At 49.4% G+C, this 15515-nt stretch carries 15 protein-coding genes; 9 read left to right on the top strand and 6 right to left on the bottom strand.

Annotated features, from left to right (window positions below; genetic code table 11):
• Window positions 1–162 precede the first annotated feature (162 nt).
• From EHW56_RS00955 to EHW56_RS00940, 4 genes are all read right to left on the bottom strand, one after another.
• A complete protein-coding gene (locus EHW56_RS00955) occupies window positions 163–624 on the bottom strand; it encodes an isoprenylcysteine carboxylmethyltransferase family protein (protein WP_077522154.1) in 462 nt (153 codons plus the stop codon).
• A gap of 106 nt (window positions 625–730) precedes the next feature.
• On the bottom strand, window positions 731–1336 hold the full coding sequence (gene ribA, locus EHW56_RS00950) for a GTP cyclohydrolase II (RefSeq protein WP_152795233.1): 606 nt from the start codon (window positions 1334–1336) through the stop codon (window positions 731–733).
• 157 nt (window positions 1337–1493) lie between these two features.
• Entirely contained in the window at window positions 1494–2051 is a 558-nt protein-coding gene (locus EHW56_RS00945) for a sugar O-acetyltransferase (protein ID WP_152795235.1), read from the bottom strand.
• Between the two features lie 5 nt (window positions 2052–2056).
• Complete coding sequence (locus EHW56_RS00940; RefSeq protein ID WP_370517131.1) at window positions 2057–3331, bottom strand: patatin family protein; 1275 nt, start codon at window positions 3329–3331, stop codon at window positions 2057–2059.
• 753 nt (window positions 3332–4084) lie between these two features.
• On the opposite strand from EHW56_RS00940, the gene EHW56_RS00935 reads away from it, so the two are divergent.
• From EHW56_RS00935 to EHW56_RS00915, 5 genes are all read left to right on the top strand, one after another.
• A complete protein-coding gene (locus EHW56_RS00935; RefSeq protein WP_046073288.1) occupies window positions 4085–5572 on the top strand; it encodes a sodium-dependent transporter in 1488 nt (495 codons plus the stop codon).
• Window positions 5569–5670, top strand: a complete 102-nt coding sequence (locus EHW56_RS00930; protein ID WP_100297978.1) for a MetS family NSS transporter small subunit — start codon at window positions 5569–5571, stop codon at window positions 5668–5670. Before EHW56_RS00935 ends, EHW56_RS00930 begins: the two co-directional genes overlap by 4 nt.
• A gap of 267 nt (window positions 5671–5937) precedes the next feature.
• The gene (locus tag EHW56_RS00925; protein WP_046073289.1) at window positions 5938–6657 is read left to right on the top strand and encodes a response regulator; all 720 of its coding nucleotides are present in this window, start codon (window positions 5938–5940) and stop codon (window positions 6655–6657) included.
• Window positions 6647–8095 carry an ATP-binding protein gene (locus EHW56_RS00920; RefSeq protein ID WP_152798917.1) on the top strand — a complete coding sequence of 483 codons (1449 nt, stop codon included), beginning with the start codon at window positions 6647–6649 and terminating at the stop codon, window positions 8093–8095. The genes EHW56_RS00925 and EHW56_RS00920 overlap by 11 nt, the downstream gene beginning before the upstream one ends.
• Window positions 8095–9369: an ABC transporter substrate-binding protein gene (locus tag EHW56_RS00915; RefSeq protein WP_227486464.1), complete on the top strand. Its 1275-nt coding sequence runs from the start codon at window positions 8095–8097 to the stop codon at window positions 9367–9369. The genes EHW56_RS00920 and EHW56_RS00915 overlap by 1 nt, the downstream gene beginning before the upstream one ends.
• Before the next feature lie 47 nt (window positions 9370–9416).
• On the opposite strand, the gene EHW56_RS00910 is transcribed toward EHW56_RS00915, so the two are convergent.
• Together EHW56_RS00910 and EHW56_RS00905 are read right to left on the bottom strand one after the other, a co-directional pair.
• Window positions 9417–10220 carry a DeoR/GlpR family DNA-binding transcription regulator gene (locus EHW56_RS00910; RefSeq protein ID WP_172969939.1) on the bottom strand — a complete coding sequence of 268 codons (804 nt, stop codon included), beginning with the start codon at window positions 10218–10220 and terminating at the stop codon, window positions 9417–9419.
• 60 nt (window positions 10221–10280) lie between these two features.
• Complete coding sequence (locus EHW56_RS00905; RefSeq protein WP_152795239.1) at window positions 10281–11015, bottom strand: glycerophosphodiester phosphodiesterase family protein; 735 nt, start codon at window positions 11013–11015, stop codon at window positions 10281–10283.
• Between the two features lie 279 nt (window positions 11016–11294).
• Between EHW56_RS00905 and ugpB the strand changes: the two genes are divergently transcribed.
• The 4 genes from ugpB to EHW56_RS00885 all read left to right on the top strand — a co-directional run bounded on the left by ugpB (window position 11295) and on the right by EHW56_RS00885 (window position 15512).
• On the top strand, window positions 11295–12599 hold the full coding sequence (gene ugpB / locus EHW56_RS00900; RefSeq protein WP_152795241.1) for a sn-glycerol-3-phosphate ABC transporter substrate-binding protein UgpB: 1305 nt from the start codon (window positions 11295–11297) through the stop codon (window positions 12597–12599).
• Between the two features lie 79 nt (window positions 12600–12678).
• Window positions 12679–13560 carry a sn-glycerol-3-phosphate ABC transporter permease UgpA gene (gene ugpA, locus EHW56_RS00895; protein ID WP_046073295.1) on the top strand — a complete coding sequence of 294 codons (882 nt, stop codon included), beginning with the start codon at window positions 12679–12681 and terminating at the stop codon, window positions 13558–13560.
• Window positions 13560–14408 carry a sn-glycerol-3-phosphate ABC transporter permease UgpE gene (gene ugpE, locus EHW56_RS00890; protein WP_046073296.1) on the top strand — a complete coding sequence of 283 codons (849 nt, stop codon included), beginning with the start codon at window positions 13560–13562 and terminating at the stop codon, window positions 14406–14408. Before ugpA ends, ugpE begins: the two co-directional genes overlap by 1 nt.
• Window positions 14409–15512, top strand: a complete 1104-nt coding sequence (locus tag EHW56_RS00885; RefSeq protein WP_152798914.1) for a sn-glycerol-3-phosphate import ATP-binding protein UgpC — start codon at window positions 14409–14411, stop codon at window positions 15510–15512. It begins immediately after the preceding gene.
• The last annotated feature ends 3 nt before the right edge of the window (window positions 15513–15515 follow it).

The following is a 15515-nucleotide window of genomic DNA, read 5'->3' as shown; positions in this document are numbered from 1 at the left end:
AATAAGTAAGGAATAGGTGGCGAGATTAAGGATAAAGGCCTAACCCACTCTGCCACCTAATGATAGACAGGCGAATGATAGGCTTTAAGAGAGCATGTCGCAATCAGAGTCGATAATAACGATCCCGATTCTTTATTATATTAAAGATTAGTTTAACTAATCCTAAAGCCAGCGTCGGACACGAGCTGCATAAGCGTCAAAATCATCAGGCCATTGGCGTGATAAACGGGCTTCTTCAGCAGGAATAAATGTGGCGGATAGGTAGGCCATAAAAGCGGGAATCATCCCCCAGCACCATAGCGCATTAAAATACAGCCCAGCCGCAGCGATGATCAGTACCAACGCCAGGTACATGGGGTTGCGGGTATAACGATAGATCCCAGTGGTCACCAACGCTGAAGGCATTTGCAGCGGATCAAGTGTGGTGTGATGGCGATGGAACGCCCATTTAGCTGCGGCTAATAACCCCACAGCTAACCCCAGAGGCAAGGCAGCCCAAATCGGCGCACCCAGCACCAGCGAAAAAGGAAAGAAATGGCTCAGTAATAAACCAATCGCAACCGCAATGAGCATCGCCACAGGGGGCAATGGGGGAAAGAGATAATGCCATGTTTGCACACGCATGACTCGTCCTTGAGCAATGACTGATATAATGGCAATAATGTAGCGAATATGGGCAGTGATTGTCACTGCCCTGCGAGCAATTTAGCCCATTTTTATCGACGAATGTTTAATCTTGCTCAATATTGAGACGATGTTTGCCGTGCTCAATCTTTGCCTTAAGATAGTTACGATTACCGTCTTTAAGGTGGGCTTTGGTGCCAATCACTTCTTTGAGAGTAATCCCTGCCGCTTGCAGCTCTTCAATCTTTTTGGGGTTATTGGTGATCAAGCGAATACAGTGAGCGTCTAACGCTTTTAGCATCTGCGCCGCTTCGGCAAAATCACGCAAATCATCCGCAAATCCCAAATGGTTGTTCGCTTCATACGTCGTCATCCCTTCGCTTTGTAGCTTGTAGGCATCCAGCTTGTTATACAGCCCTATCCCGCGCCCTTCTTGGCGCAAATAAAGAATAATACCGCCATCTTCACCCATCTTTTGGATGGTTTCTTCAAGTTGCTCACCACAATCGCATCGAGAGGAATGGAAGACATCACCGGTTAAACACTCGGAATGCATACGAACTAAAGGCGGATCAGCTTTCTTATCGGCTTGTTGGAAAATTAGCGCGACGTGCTCTTGCTCAGATTCTAAACCATGGAAGGAAAGGATCTCTGCTGGGATCTGGCTTCCCACCCCGACTTTCAACGGCACTCGGGCCCTAACTTTAACCATTCTGCGTCTATCTCTTACTGCTGATACCCGATTGAGGGCGATAACATTACTACACCCACATCAGTATGCCAATTCAAAAATGTTATATTATAACATTTATAGGGAGGATGCGAAAAAATCGTATTGGGAGGTATCTGTCACCTTGTCTCTATCCTCATCACTGCAAACGCCGTACCACCGCAGCCGGATTGCCAGCCACAATAGAAAAAGGTTCGATATCCGTATCAACCACTGATCCGGCTTCAATCACTACCCCTTCACCGATTGCCGTGCCTCCTTTTATCACGGTATTTCCCTCGATGATAACGTTATTACCTATGATGACATCCTGAGAGGACTCACATTCACCGCGGGCAATGTCTAGCGGTAATACGCGATGACGCGTGGTATAGATCCCAACGTTGGGGCCAATACTCACGTTATCGCCAATACTGACATGCGCCCCGTCTAAAATGGTGCAATTTGGACCGACGCTAACATTGTTGCCAAGATGAATATTCATCCCATAATGACAAAAGAAAGGCGCGTCGATTTCAACGTTATCGCCAATACGGGCGAATAGCTTGGTGGTTACCACCGCTAAACTGGCCGCATCTTCAGGATCGAGCCGGTTAAACTGTTGGCAAAGTCGGCGCGCGGCATATCGAAACAAAGTCAGCTCTTCATCCGCAGGACAATAAGGCAGGCCGCGTTGCATTTTTTCAAACTCTGTCATCAGCGCTACCCTTGATGCGGCATTTGTAACGACGTTGACTCAAAGCCGGGGTTATCCACTGTCGACAAAGAGACCAGCGAGTCACCGTATTCACGCAAGAATTGGTTTCCCAGCGAGGCCCCCAGCTGATAGTCGGCTTCTAATGCCGCCGGCTTACTCAGTAAGGCACTACTTTGCAACGGAGCGCTCGGCGCAATTTGCACTATCTGAGCACGCGCAGGCGGTGACGCCAAAAACTGCAGTTCACTTTGGTAGCTTTGGTAATGCGTGGTCAGCATCTTGAGCATTTCGGTGTTTAGCGGCTTGCCGGATAAAGACTGGAGCCGATAAATCGTGTCGCCACCAAACAGCCAACGACCACCATTTTGCATCGCTTTCTCTTTCATGCTGTCGCGCACACGATTAACCAATTGCTCGCGGCTGGACTTATAGCGATCTGACAGCTCACCGATTTGCTTACTGAGCTCTTTCTGGAAGGTTTCAAAGCGCGCGAGTCGATATTTGGACTCAAAGTTTGATAGATAGTCGGAGAGCTTAAATTGCGGCCTCTTCGCCTCAAAGCGTTCGCGTAGTGTTTCAAGAAAGCGCCGGTTTTCATCATCACGTTTATCTTGGTCAACCACTGGCTCAGTGCGAACCACGACGATAATATCCGCCCCGCGCGCAAACGCTTCTTTTGCCGGGATCGCCGCTGTTACCCCACCGTCCACATAACGGTGCTCACCGATGTTCACCGGATGCGGATAAAGTAGCGGAATCGCACAGGTCGCTTTCAGGGCATCTGGCCAGGTGTCTTCTGTCAGTGAGAAGAAGGCTGGTTGCAGCGTATCTGTGTCAGTCGCGCATGCATAAGCATAACGGTTTTGCAGATGGTGCCGCGCCGCTTCCATATCCAGAGCCGTTTCTTTACCGGGTAACGCCGTGTCTAACGCCCAATCCAAGTCCATGTAATGCTGCCGGCGAACATACTTCATTAAATGGAAGAAGCGCTCCTGCGTGGTGAGTTGGGTAATAAAGCGGTAACCATATTGGTACTGTTGGCAGACATAGGCACTCATATTGAGCGCCCCCGCCGATGTACCAAAATAAAGCTCAAAGGGGTCAAATCGGTGGGTTAAAAACGCATCCAGCACACCTGCTGTAAAAATACCTCGTTGTCCGCCCCCTTGAAGCACAAGGGCTATGCGCTGCGGCCGCGCGTGAGTCCCGCTCTGTGCGCCAGCGGTCAGCGCGTTGTCGGTCAACACCGTGGGCTGCACGGCTTGATTGGTTTCTACCACGTTCGCCCCTTACCATCACATTTATCGTTATGCTTATGTTTTATTGACTATTTTTAATTAGCTAAGTCTCACAGTTTAACGCGTCGTGTGACACTGTGCTAGCGCTACCGTGCCGTGGCATCGTCATCAAACCGGAAGCCACCGAACCAAGTGTTGTCTATGCCATTACCGCCACGACGGCAAACGTAAAAATAAGGCCGAGTGCGCAGGCTGTCGTGACCAGTGCATAAGTGAGTGTCGTATTCATGATGTCCTCCTAGGTGATAACGCTGCTATAACAAGTATAAACCACATTTAGTGTGCGTCTTTGTTGTCTAAAATTCTGCTAATGAGATCATGTTTTCTGGCGCTGTGGCACGCGCTCAACACATCTTGGCGTTGTTTTTTTCATCAATTGACGAGCGAACAAAAATAACCATTAATCACCACTTATTGATAATTATGATAGTTTTTATCACTACAAAGAGTTAACAAAACATGATTTATATCTACCTCACTCTACCAATAGCAGGTTAACCCCCATTTTTTTGCTAACTTGTTGGTTTTATGGCTATTGATTTAGCCTCACGCTGTGCTTAATGTGCAATGACTGCCCGCTTTAGATAAAAAATTCAACATTCGGGCAACAGGAAGTTAAAAATCAATATTGCGGGAATGTGCTATTTCTTTCATATCGGCCAAAAAACGCAGCCTCACAACACTGCATATTTGGATGGGCGTAAAGAAAGGCGATTCGCAAAGGAGTAAGTAGATATGAAAAGAGAACAATGGGGCTCACGCGCTGGGTTTATCCTGGCTGCCGTGGGGTCAGCAGTCGGCCTAGGGAATATTTGGCGCTTCCCTTATATGGCCTATGAGAACGGTGGCGGTGCCTTTTTTATTCCATACCTTTTCGCCATGCTCACCGCGGGTATTCCATTTATGATTATGGAATTTGGGCTAGGGAAAAAACTGCGCGGCTCATCGCCCGTGGTGTTTTCTAAACTCAATACCAAATTTGAATGGCTGGGATGGTTTCAAGTTTTAATCGCGGCAACCATCGGGATTTATTACGTCGCCGTTATTGGCTGGGCCATTTCATACTTTGGCTTTTCGTTTGGCCAAGATTGGGGCACAGACACCAACGCCTTCTTCTTCTCCGATTACCTAAAATTGGGGGAAAACTCTCCCACCAGCTTGGGTGATTGGCAGTGGCACATCGCGATTCCAATGATCATTGCTTGGGCTATCACCTATGCAGCGGTTTTCCGTGGCGTGAAAGGCGGCATCGAAAAAGCCAGCAAAATCATGATGCCTTTGCTGTTTATCATGGTGTTGTTACTCATTGGCCGTGTGGTGATGTTGCCAGGGGCACTGGATGGTTTGAACTATCTGTTCTCGCCTGACTTTAGCAAATTGGCCGATGCCAGTGTGTGGTCCGCCGCTTATGGGCAGATCTTCTTCACGCTGTCGGTGGGCTTCGCCATCATGCTTGCTTATTCTAGCTACTTGCCAGAAAAGTCCGACGTCAACAACAATGCTTTGATGACGGTATTGATCAACTGTGGCTTCTCAATTGTTGCCGGCGTGCTGATCTTCTCGATTCTTGGCTATATGGCGGCGGAACAAAGCAAAGGGATCACCGATGTCGTCAGCGGGGGCGTTGGCCTAGCGTTCGTCACGCTACCTGCCGCAATTAATTTGCTCCCTATCCCTTATATTCTTGGTCCATTGTTCTTCCTTGCATTGGTTGTTGCTGGCTTGAGTTCGCACATTTCCATCATTGAAGCCGTGACGTCGTCAATTATGGATAAGCTCAATGTGACTCGCCAAAAAGCGGCGACAGCCGTATGTGGTGTGGGCTTTGTCGTATCAATGGCGTTCGCTACCAACGGCGGTCTATTGCTGCTTGACTTGGTTGATTACTTTGTTAACAACGTTGCACTGCTCACAAGCTGTTTGCTTGAGCTGTTGCTGGTCGGCTGGCTAGTTAAACTGTCAGACATCCGTCAGTATGTTAACCGTGTCTCTGAATTCAGCGTGGGTCAGTGGATGGAAATTTGTATCCGCTTTATCAGCCCCATTATGCTGGCGGTTATCTTGGTGAAAAACCTGATTGACACCTTCAACGAAGGCTACGGCGGTTACGCACAATTCGAATTACTGACCCTGGGTTGGGGCTTGGTCGCTGCCATGCTGGTGGTTGGTATTATCGTTAATAGCACCACGACCCCTGCTCGCGATATGGAGACAGATGCATGACAACAGGCGCAATCATCATGATGCTTATCGGCTTTGCCGTCACTTGGGGTGGCGCGGCCTTGTGTATTCGCAAAGCGATGCACAGCAATAGCGAATAGCTCGTCACGGTTCATAACACTGTGATGTCAACCAAAGCCCTCTTATATGGAGGGCTTTGTCTTTTTCACGATCTCGCGTCGTCAAGCAATGAACTATCTGCCTTTTTATACCTTTTCCCCTCCTGGCTGTCTGCTCTGACATCATCACCAAAACGGTTATCAACAAGTCGCTGATTAATTACACAAAGTGCGGCTTTGTTTGTAGCATCTCAACGATAAAGCACCGATAATGGAGGAACTGACTTTAGCAACGAGGACAATGGCGATATGGCTTCAGCCAAACGCATCTTAGTGGTCGACGACGATGTCGAAATCCGTGAGCTTCTCCAAGCTTATCTCACCAAAGCCGGTTACGAAGTGATGACCGCGCAAAACGGTCATGAGATGCAAACTAAGCTGGCTGTCCAATACCCGGATTTAATTTTACTCGACGTGATGCTCCCAGGGGATGATGGCTTTACGCTATGCAAAAGCATTCGTAAAGATTCGAGTGTGCCTATCATCATGCTCACCGCTGTATCAGACGAAACGGATCAAATTGTTGGGCTAGAGCTAGGCGCCGATGATTATATCGCCAAGCCCTTTAGTCCACGCCAATTGATCGCCCGTATTCGTGCATTATTACGTCGCACCCAGCAATTGCAGGAGACCACGCTGTCCCGACCTAAAGCGATTCGGTTTGGCCAGTGGCGTCTAGAGCCTGCCACCCAGCAATTGCACCAGGTTGTTACTGGCATGGAGATAGAGTTGTCGGCGTCTGATTATGCCCTGCTGATGCTGTTTATCGATCACCCACACCAGTTGCTCGATCGTAATGCGATTAGCCAAGCGACGCGCGGCCGCGATGCACAGGCACAAGAACGTGGCATCGATGTACAAGTCAGCCGCTTACGCCAGCGCTTACGTGACACAGGCAAAGCGAACTTGATTAAAACTGTGCGTGGTGCGGGTTATATGTTTGTCGCTGAGATCCAATATGAATCATGAATGGCTAGAAAAGCTGATCCCTCGCTCTTTGCTATCACGCACCTTGCTGCTGACCTTGTTATCCGTGGTATTGGCGCAGGGCATTGCCACCTCAATTTGGTATACCCAATCAAAACGTACCCAGCTTGCGGGGCTAGAGGCGGCGTCGGCGAGTTTAGCTAACATGTTTGCCTCAACCACCACCTTCTTTCAATCGTTGCCCGTTGCTTATCGGCATGTGGCGCTTAATCAATTACGTAACATGGGCGGGACACGGTTTTTTGTCTCCTTTAACAAAGAAAAAATCCAAATCACGCCTATTGAAGAGACACAGGCGAAAAAGGTCGCGACCCTTACCGTATCGGGCATTCTCCACGAGCAGCTCCCGTCATTGAATACCATTGATGTTGACTTTTCGCGCCCTGAAACCTTACGCGTGCTCAACAACGACATTTTATTGCAAGACTTGCCCAAATCTTGGGCACATCACACGTTAAGTTTAGAGCCATTAAATCCCCCCATTTTGGTGGTACAAATGGAGCTGAAAAAAGATGAGTGGATCTATATCGCTGCATTGTTACCCGCGCCCTATGTCACGCTCGATGATACCTTGATTACCGCCGATCAAGTGGTCTTTATCGTGGTGATCACTGCGCTATTACTGTTCTTTACTTACACCTTGATTCGCCAGCAAGCACGCCCCTTAAAACGTCTGGCCAAAGCAGCGAACTTGTTTAGCACCGACATTGAGCAACCTCCCCTGAAGGAGGAAGGCGCGGCAGAAATCGCCATTGTGACAAGGGCGTTTAACCGTATGCAGCGTCGCCTACAACGTCACCTACGTGAGCGCGAAACCTTATTCCGCTCCATGTCGCATGATTTAAAAACGCCTATCACCCGCTTACGTTTACGAGCCGAATTAATTGATGACGACCTGCAAGCCGCGAAGCTCAATAAAGATTTAGATGATCTTGAAATCATGGTTAAAGGTGCCGTACAAACGGTCAGAGACACCGATATTCATGAGAACATGGCGGCTATTGATGTCATTGATTTCTTGGCGATGATTGTCGAACCACACAACCAAAACCGTATTCGAGTCAGTATTGAAAGCGACGCAGTACCTCCGTTTACGTGTAAGCCACTCGCCTTCAAACGCTGCTTATCCAATTTAATTGATAATGGTGTGAAATACGGCGATAAAGTGACGATTTATGTAATGGACGCAAAACACACGTTAGATATTACCCTGATTGACGAGGGGCCAGGTATTCCTGAGCAAGAGCTCGACTCGGTGTTTGACCCTTATGTACGCTTACATGATGATAACGATGGTTCGGGGCTCGGTTTAGGGATTGCGCGCGATATCATCCACGCACATGGCGGGGATATGGTGCTCAGTAACCGCAGTGAAGGCGGCCTACAAGTTGATATCAGTTTTCCTCGGGTAGAAGAGTAATGGCACGTTTAACACGCTTAAATAGATACCTCTCTCAATGTATCATCGGTGGCATGCTTGCCACCTATAGTCTTGCAGTGTCCGCGAGTGATGTTGAAGTTTTACACTGGTGGACATCGGCAGGTGAAGCCAAAGCCGCCTCTGTCTTACGAGAAGGCATTGAGCAACAAGGCCATCAATGGCAAGACTTCGCGGTCGGTGGCCGCGCAGGGATAAGCGCGATGAACACTTTGAGGATCCGTGCCATCAGTGGTAACCCGCCCCTTGCGGCACAAATCAAAGGGCCGGAGATCACCGAATGGGCCCGTTTAGGCTTTTTACGCAACCTCAATGAGATTGCTGAAGCGGAAAACTGGGAAGATAAAATCCCTGCCCCACTACGTGATGTCATGCAGTACCAAGGTAACTATGTGGCAGCGCCCATCAATATTCACCGCGTAAATTGGCTGTGGGTCAACTTACGCGCCTTTAAAGCAGTCAATGCCGACATCCCTACCGACTTTGATAGCTTTTTTGCTGCCGCCGATAAACTGCAGCAAGCAGGCTATATCCCACTCGCGTTGGGAGGAGAGCCATGGCAAGTCGCGACGCTTTTCGACAGCCTGGCGCTATCAGTACTGGGGCCACAAGATTACCAACGTGCCTTTTTAGACTTTGATCGCCAAGCACTCCTTAGTGACGATGTGGTCAAAGCCTTTACCCTGCTGGCGAAGATGCGCCAATATGTGGATGACTCGGGTCAAGGACGCAACTGGAGCGATACCACTCGTCTACTCATTGATAACCAGGCGGGGATGCAAGTGATGGGTGATTGGGCCAAAGGGGAGTTTTTTGCCGCCAACCAGCAAGAAGGCAAAGCCTTTACCTGTGTCGCCTTCCCTGGGACGAAAAAAGCCTTTAGTTACAATGTCGACAGCTTTGTATTTTTCAAGCCCAATAGCCAAAGTGAGCGACAAAGCCAAACAGACATGGCCTCTTACCTCCTCACACCACAGTTCCAGCGTGACTTTAACCGTTACAAAGGCTCGTTACCTATCCGATTTGATGTGCCCCTTCCCAAGGGAGACCGGTGCGCACAACAATCACGTGATGCGTTTACTTACGCGCAAGAGAATGGCACCTTAAGCCCCAGCATGTCACACGGCCTTTCCACCACACGTTATGTACAAAGCGCGGTGTTCGACGTGATTAATGAGTTCTTCTACAACCCTGAGCAAACGCCGCGTGAAGCCACCGAGGCACTGTATCGCGCTATATTATCCGCGCAAGCTTGACGGTCGTCATGCAGGCTTTTTCATCACACAAACTTAGCCAACCCTTCTCAGTTGGCAGTTGGCGCTTGCGTGGGGCCGAGATCGCGCGAGTCACAAGGAACAAAAGCAATATCTGCCGGCAGCGTCGAGTAGTTGCTCAATACATCGTTGGTGAACACATAATCAAACTGACTTAACGTTGTCACTTTCACCGGCGCACTGCGCTGCCACTTTGACCCATCTGCCACCAACCACCGTGCACTCGCTGCACTAAGCATGGTGTCACTGATATCCGCTTCATCGGGGGAAAACTCACACACCCATCCCTCTTCATTGACCGCCGCACAGCCGATAATGGCGATATCCGGTTGGAAACGCGACAGGAACTGAAGCACCGAGTGTCCAACCATATCTTGGTCATTGGCGCGCAGCTTCCCCCCTGCCAGCCAAATATCGAGGTCGGGATTAGCCCCCAGAATATGCGCGATCTGAACGTTATTGGTGATTACGCGAAGGTCGCGTCTTGTTAATAGCTGCTCAGCAATCGCAGAAACCGTGGTCCCTATCCCGAGCATCACGGTCGCCCCCTCAGGAATGTGCTCGGCCACCGCGCGTGCAATCGCCGTTTTAACGCCACTGTGCCTTTGCAAACGACGTTGGTAATCGCTATTGACATGCGCAGAGGGCATATTAATGCCGCCATGGTGACGCCGAGCTAAGCCAAGCGCACAGAGCTGATTAATATCACGACGAATAGTCTGCGTCGTGACCGAAAACTGTGTGGCCAAATCATCCGTTTCTAAGTGCTCTGTTTTTGCTAATTGCGCTAATATTTCGCGCTGGCGCCAATTTAACTCTGCCTCTTGTGACACATAAGCTCCTTGTTGTATGACATTATCGACCGCTCACCTAACGATTCGGTTGACTCCGTGTCAGTACGGGTGTGCTAAGTATTTACTTGGGTCGTCGGTGATCATCATGTCTACGCCCCAACCCCACAAGGCTTCGACCTCAACAGGCTTATTAGGGGTATAACACTTAAGCGCTAAACCTGAATCTTTAACGGCTTTGGCTTTCTCTTGGGTGAGGTGGCGATAGTTGCAGTGAATGCTAAACGTGGCTAAGTCCCGGAACTCACGCCAATTATCAGGGATCGTTTCCCATAAAATCGCCCGCGCTGACTCAGGCATTTCATCACGAACAATCGCGAGTGCCTCAAGAGAAAAAGATGAGACTAATACCTTCTCGGTGCTGATAGGGCTTGCCGACAAGCAAGCAAATATCGCGCGGCACAAGGCAGGTATATCGCTATCCGGGTAAGTTTTGATCTCAAGGTTGATATAAAGCGCATCGCGGTGCGCTTGGGCTAAAACGGCCATGAGCGTGGGTACCCTTTCATAGCCAAACATTGGCGAAAAGTGCCCGCCTGCATCGAGCTGCTGTAAATCGGCCAAGGCGGTGTCTTTTAACGCCCCTACACCATTGGTGCACCGTTGTAAGCTATGGTCATGAAACACCACGGGAACACCGTCTTGGGTCAGTTGCACATCGACCTCGACCCAACTTAACCCCATCTCTCGCACCTTTGCAATAGACGTTAACGTGTTCTCAGGAGCATGAGCAGCGACACCTCGATGCCCACATAATTGCTGTGGCGCGATTTTCATTTGAACAGTCTCATCTCAATCAGTTATTTAGGTATTGTAGGACAGCGCGAGCCGCATTGTCTCGTGTAAATATGACAGAGTGTTTACGAGTAAATCTTTGCGCTTGCAGGATTTTCATCATCAAAACACGCTCTAATTAACAATTTCCTCACATACCATGCGACCGCGGTCAAAAGTCATACAATTGTCATCTCCCTTTTCGTTTGGGTTCATATTATGTTCATTTTTGTTCATTAAGTTGCCGAATGAACATTACCCCATCCTCAAAAGGAGTGACGCATGAAAACCCAACGCTTAACCGCGCTTTCTTCGGCCCTGTTGCTGGCCACTTTTTCTGCCAACGCGACAACCGAAATTGAATGGTGGCACGCAATGGGCGGAAACCTTGGCGAAAAAGTGAATGAAATTGCTGAGAAGTTTAATGCCAGTCAGGATGACTATTCCGTCAAACCCGTCTACAAGGGTAACTACACCGAAACCATGACAGGCGCTGTGTCGGCATTCCGCGCCAACAAGCAACCTCATATCGTCCAGGTGTTTGAAGTAGGCACCGCGACAATGATGTCAGCAAAAGGGGCGGTATACCCGGTTTATGAGCTAATGGAAAACGCGAATGTCCCGTTTGACCAATCTGACTACCTCTCTTCTGTGACGGGTTATTATTCAGACGAAGACGGGAATATGCTGTCGATGCCATTTAATAGCTCAACGCCCGTGCTGTATTACAACAAAGATCTGTTTGCTAAAGCTGGCGTTAACCCTCCCAAAACCTGGGAAGAAGTTGAGCAAGTGTCTGAGAAACTGCTTGCCAATGGCGCTCAGTGCGGCTTCACGACTGGCTGGCAGTCTTGGGTACAAATTGAAAACCTCGGTGCTCGCCACAATGCGCCCATTGCCACCAATGACAATGGCTTTGGCAGTGTCGATAACAAGATGCTAATTAACCAGTCTCCATTTGTGGATCACATTGCCAAAATGGCGGATTGGCAACAGGCTGGCATTTTTGAATATGGAGGCCGCCGCTCTGACAGTGCGCCGCTGTTTTACAGTGGTGAATGTGCCATGTACATGAACTCTTCAGCGTCTTACGCCGGTGTGCGCGAAAGCGTAAAAGATTTCGAGTTTGGCGTTGCCAAGCTGCCTTACTGGGATAAAGCCGTTGAGCAGCCAAGAAATACCATCATCGGCGGGGCCACGCTTTGGGTTCTACAAGGCCACGAGTCAGAAGAGTACAAGGGCGTCGCCCAGTTCTTCTCCTTCTTGTCTCAACCTGAAATCCAAGCGGACTGGCACCAGTTCACCGGTTACTTGCCCATTACCCACGAAGCCTATGAGCTAAGCAAGAAGCAAGGCTTTTATGCTCAAAACCCAGGCACAGACGTCGCGATTAAACAAATGACCGAGGTCGAGCCAACGCCTGCCTCTAAAGGGATCCGCTTAGGTAATTTCGTTCAAATCCGTGATGTGATTAACGAAGAGCTTGAGACCGTATGGTCCGGCGATCAATCGGCTCAAGAAGCGCTGGATGAAGCAGTTGAGCGTGCCAATGGCTTGCTTTCAAAGTTTGCTAAAGCCAATCAATAAGCGGTTTAGTTCCATTCAGTAAAAACCATGTTGTATGACGGAGCGGTATAGACTGCCGCTCCACTTTTTGAGAAAGCCTATGTCCAATAAACCCACATTTAATCATTGTGCGTTTCCCATTTTATTGCTCGCGCCTCAATTGCTGATCACCTTTATCTTTTTTATCTGGCCAGCGGCGCAGGCTGTATGGCAATCCACCTTGTTGGAAGACCCTTTCGGTCTTAGTACCGAGTTTGTCGGTGGCGAAAACTTCACCGAGTTATTGGGAGACACCAGCTATTATCGCTCTTTTTTGACCACCTTATTCTTTAGTTTTTCTGTTGCAGGCATCGCGCTTCTATCGGCGCTTGTGCTCGCGGTGATGGCTGACCGTGTCATTAAAGGGGCGACAGGCTATAAAACACTCTTGGTGTGGCCCTACGCGGTCGCTCCCGCTGTGGCAGGGGTGTTGTGGTTATTCATGTTCAATCCCACTGTCGGTGTATTGGCCCACGCGCTAAAAGCCATTGGTTTAGACTGGAATCCGTTTATCCATTCTGGCGATGCCATGACCATGGTGATCATTGCCGCTACATGGAAGCAGATTAGCTACAACTTTCTGTTCTTCCTCGCTGGGCTGCAATCTATCCCACGTTCATTGGTTGAAGCGGCAGCTATTGACGGCGCAGGCCCAGTAAAACGCTTTTTGACCATCATTTTTCCACTGCTCTCTCCGACCTCTTTTTTCCTGTTGGTTGTGAACTTGGTCTACGCCTTTTTCGAAACCTTTGGGGTGATTCATGCCATGACGCAAGGTGGACCCGGTCAATCCACCACAACGCTGGTTTATAAAGTGTATGCAGACGGTTTTGTCGGCCTCAATATGGGATCGTCCGCCGCGCAATCCGTCGTGTTGATGATCCTCGTGGGCGCATTAACCGTGATTCAGTTTAAATATGTTGAAAAGAAGGTGGCTTACTAATGGTTGAACGTCGCCCTTGGCTTACTGTGTTCTCGCATTTGGTGTTGATTTTAGGCGTCGCCTCGGTGGCGCTCCCTGTGTGGCTTGCGTTGACCGCCGCCACCCATGACAGCAGCGCCTTTGTAAGTGGTGTCACGCCGTTATGGTTTGGTGACAAAGGATTATCTGTGTTCGAGGAGGTATTAACCGAAGGCACATCACGCGAGTTAAACATTTCCGTGGCCGGCATGCTGTGGAATTCATTTTTAATGGCAATGGGCATCGCCATTGGCAAGCTCGCGATTTCCATTCTTTCAGCCTATGCCGTGGTGTATTTTCGCTTTCCCGGTCGAATGTTGGCATTTTGGGTGATTTTCATGACCCTAATGCTACCGGTGGAGGTGCGCATCATGCCAACATTCCAGGTCATTGCCGACCTGAACATGCTCAACTCGATGTCGGGATTGACCATTCCACTCATCGCCAGCGCTACCGCGACCTTTCTATTCCGTCAGTTTTTTATGACGGTCCCAGGTGAAATGCTTGAAGCCGCGCGAATTGATGGCGCGGGCCCGTTCAAGTTTTTCAAAGACATTCTGCTGCCTCTTTCGCGCACCAATATCGCCGCACTGTTTGTGATCACCTTTATATATGGTTGGAACCAGTACCTTTGGCCGATTTTGATCACCACCGATGATGAGTACTACACCATTGTGATGAGTATTCAGCGCATGCTGTCTGTTGGTGATGGTGAGGTGCAATGGAACCGCGTAATGGCAACAACTCTAATGGCGATGCTACCCCCGGTGATCGTGGTGCTCGGCATGCAAAAACTCTTTGTAAAAGGCTTAGTGGAAACGGAGAAGTAAATGGCAACGGTAACCCTAGAACAGATGGCAAAGACCTACCCTAATGGGTTCAAAGCCATTCACGGCGTCGACTTATCAGTGAAAGATGGCGAAATGATTGTATTGGTGGGCCCCAGTGGTTGTGGCAAATCAACCTTACTGCGCATGATTGCCGGCCTAGAGGCGATTTCCAGCGGACAATTAGTCATTGACGATAAAAAAGTGAATGATCTTGAACCTGGCGAGCGCGATATTGCCATGGTATTCCAAAACTATGCGCTTTACCCACACATGAGTGTATTCGACAACATGGCCTATGGCCTTAAAAATCGCGGGACACCAAAAGCGACCATTCAACAGCTTGTCACCGAGGTCGCGACCATGCTCGAGCTAGAGCATCTACTCGACAGGCGGCCCAATCAATTGTCCGGCGGACAGCGACAACGCGTAGCCATGGGGCGAGCCATTGTGCGTCGTCCCAAGGTGTTTCTCTTCGATGAGCCGTTATCCAACCTTGATGCCAAACTGCGTGTGCAAATGCGCTTGGAAATCAAAAGTTTGCAGAGAAAGCTGAATACCACTGCTGTGTATGTCACCCACGACCAAGTTGAAGCAATGACCCTCGCGGATCGCCTCGTGGTATTAAATGGTGGCAACGTTGAACAAATTGGTACGCCTTTAGACGTCTACGATGCCCCGGCTAGCTTGTTTGTGGCCACTTTTATCGGCTCACCAGCGATGAATATCGTTGAAGGTCGTATCGACAATGACGTCCTCTCGATAGATCAACACGTATTGGCTGAGTGTCAGGGCATTGACACACAATCCGTGTCCGTCGGATTACGTCCCGAGCACTTAAAAGTGGTACCGGCCGATCAGGCCTGTTTCACACTGTCAGTTACCTTAACCGAGTCTTTGGGAGCTGATTTGCTGGTCTATGGCCATATAAGCGATACTGACAGCTTCATCACACTGCGTTTAGAGGGGCACAGTAAGGTCGTAGAAGGAGATAACCTACCCTTGGCGATTGCCCCTGAGAACCTCCACGTGTTTGACCATGAGCAGGGAAAACGGCTGGCGCTCACTCTGCGTCAGGTTAATCATCGCCATGTGGCAGCTATTTAATTA

The organism is Salinivibrio sp. VGrn1 (assembly GCF_009377995.1).
Classification (GTDB): Bacteria; Pseudomonadota; Gammaproteobacteria; order Enterobacterales; family Vibrionaceae; genus Salinivibrio; species Salinivibrio siamensis.
This window is presented reverse-complemented; position numbering and strand designations above follow the sequence as displayed.

Excerpts from the sequence above, each read along its gene's own strand:
- EHW56_RS00955 (WP_077522154.1), bottom strand. The coding sequence starts at position 624 with ATGCGTGTGCAAACATGGCATTATCTCTTTCCCCCATTGCCCCCTGTG.
- ribA (WP_152795233.1), bottom strand. The coding sequence starts at position 1,336 with ATGGTTAAAGTTAGGGCCCGAGTGCCGTTGAAAGTCGGGGTGGGAAGC.
- EHW56_RS00945 (WP_152795235.1), bottom strand. The coding sequence starts at position 2,051 with ATGACAGAGTTTGAAAAAATGCAACGCGGCCTGCCTTATTGTCCTGCG.
- EHW56_RS00935 (WP_046073288.1), top strand. The coding sequence starts at position 4,085 with ATGAAAAGAGAACAATGGGGCTCACGCGCTGGGTTTATCCTGGCTGCC.
- EHW56_RS00930 (WP_100297978.1), top strand. The coding sequence starts at position 5,569 with ATGACAACAGGCGCAATCATCATGATGCTTATCGGCTTTGCCGTCACT.
- EHW56_RS00925 (WP_046073289.1), top strand. The coding sequence starts at position 5,938 with ATGGCTTCAGCCAAACGCATCTTAGTGGTCGACGACGATGTCGAAATC.
- EHW56_RS00920 (WP_152798917.1), top strand. The coding sequence starts at position 6,647 with ATGAATCATGAATGGCTAGAAAAGCTGATCCCTCGCTCTTTGCTATCA.
- EHW56_RS00915 (WP_227486464.1), top strand. The coding sequence starts at position 8,095 with ATGGCACGTTTAACACGCTTAAATAGATACCTCTCTCAATGTATCATC.
- EHW56_RS00905 (WP_152795239.1), bottom strand. The coding sequence starts at position 11,015 with ATGAAAATCGCGCCACAGCAATTATGTGGGCATCGAGGTGTCGCTGCT.
- ugpB (WP_152795241.1), top strand. The coding sequence starts at position 11,295 with ATGAAAACCCAACGCTTAACCGCGCTTTCTTCGGCCCTGTTGCTGGCC.
- ugpA (WP_046073295.1), top strand. The coding sequence starts at position 12,679 with ATGTCCAATAAACCCACATTTAATCATTGTGCGTTTCCCATTTTATTG.
- ugpE (WP_046073296.1), top strand. The coding sequence starts at position 13,560 with ATGGTTGAACGTCGCCCTTGGCTTACTGTGTTCTCGCATTTGGTGTTG.
- EHW56_RS00885 (WP_152798914.1), top strand. The coding sequence starts at position 14,409 with ATGGCAACGGTAACCCTAGAACAGATGGCAAAGACCTACCCTAATGGG.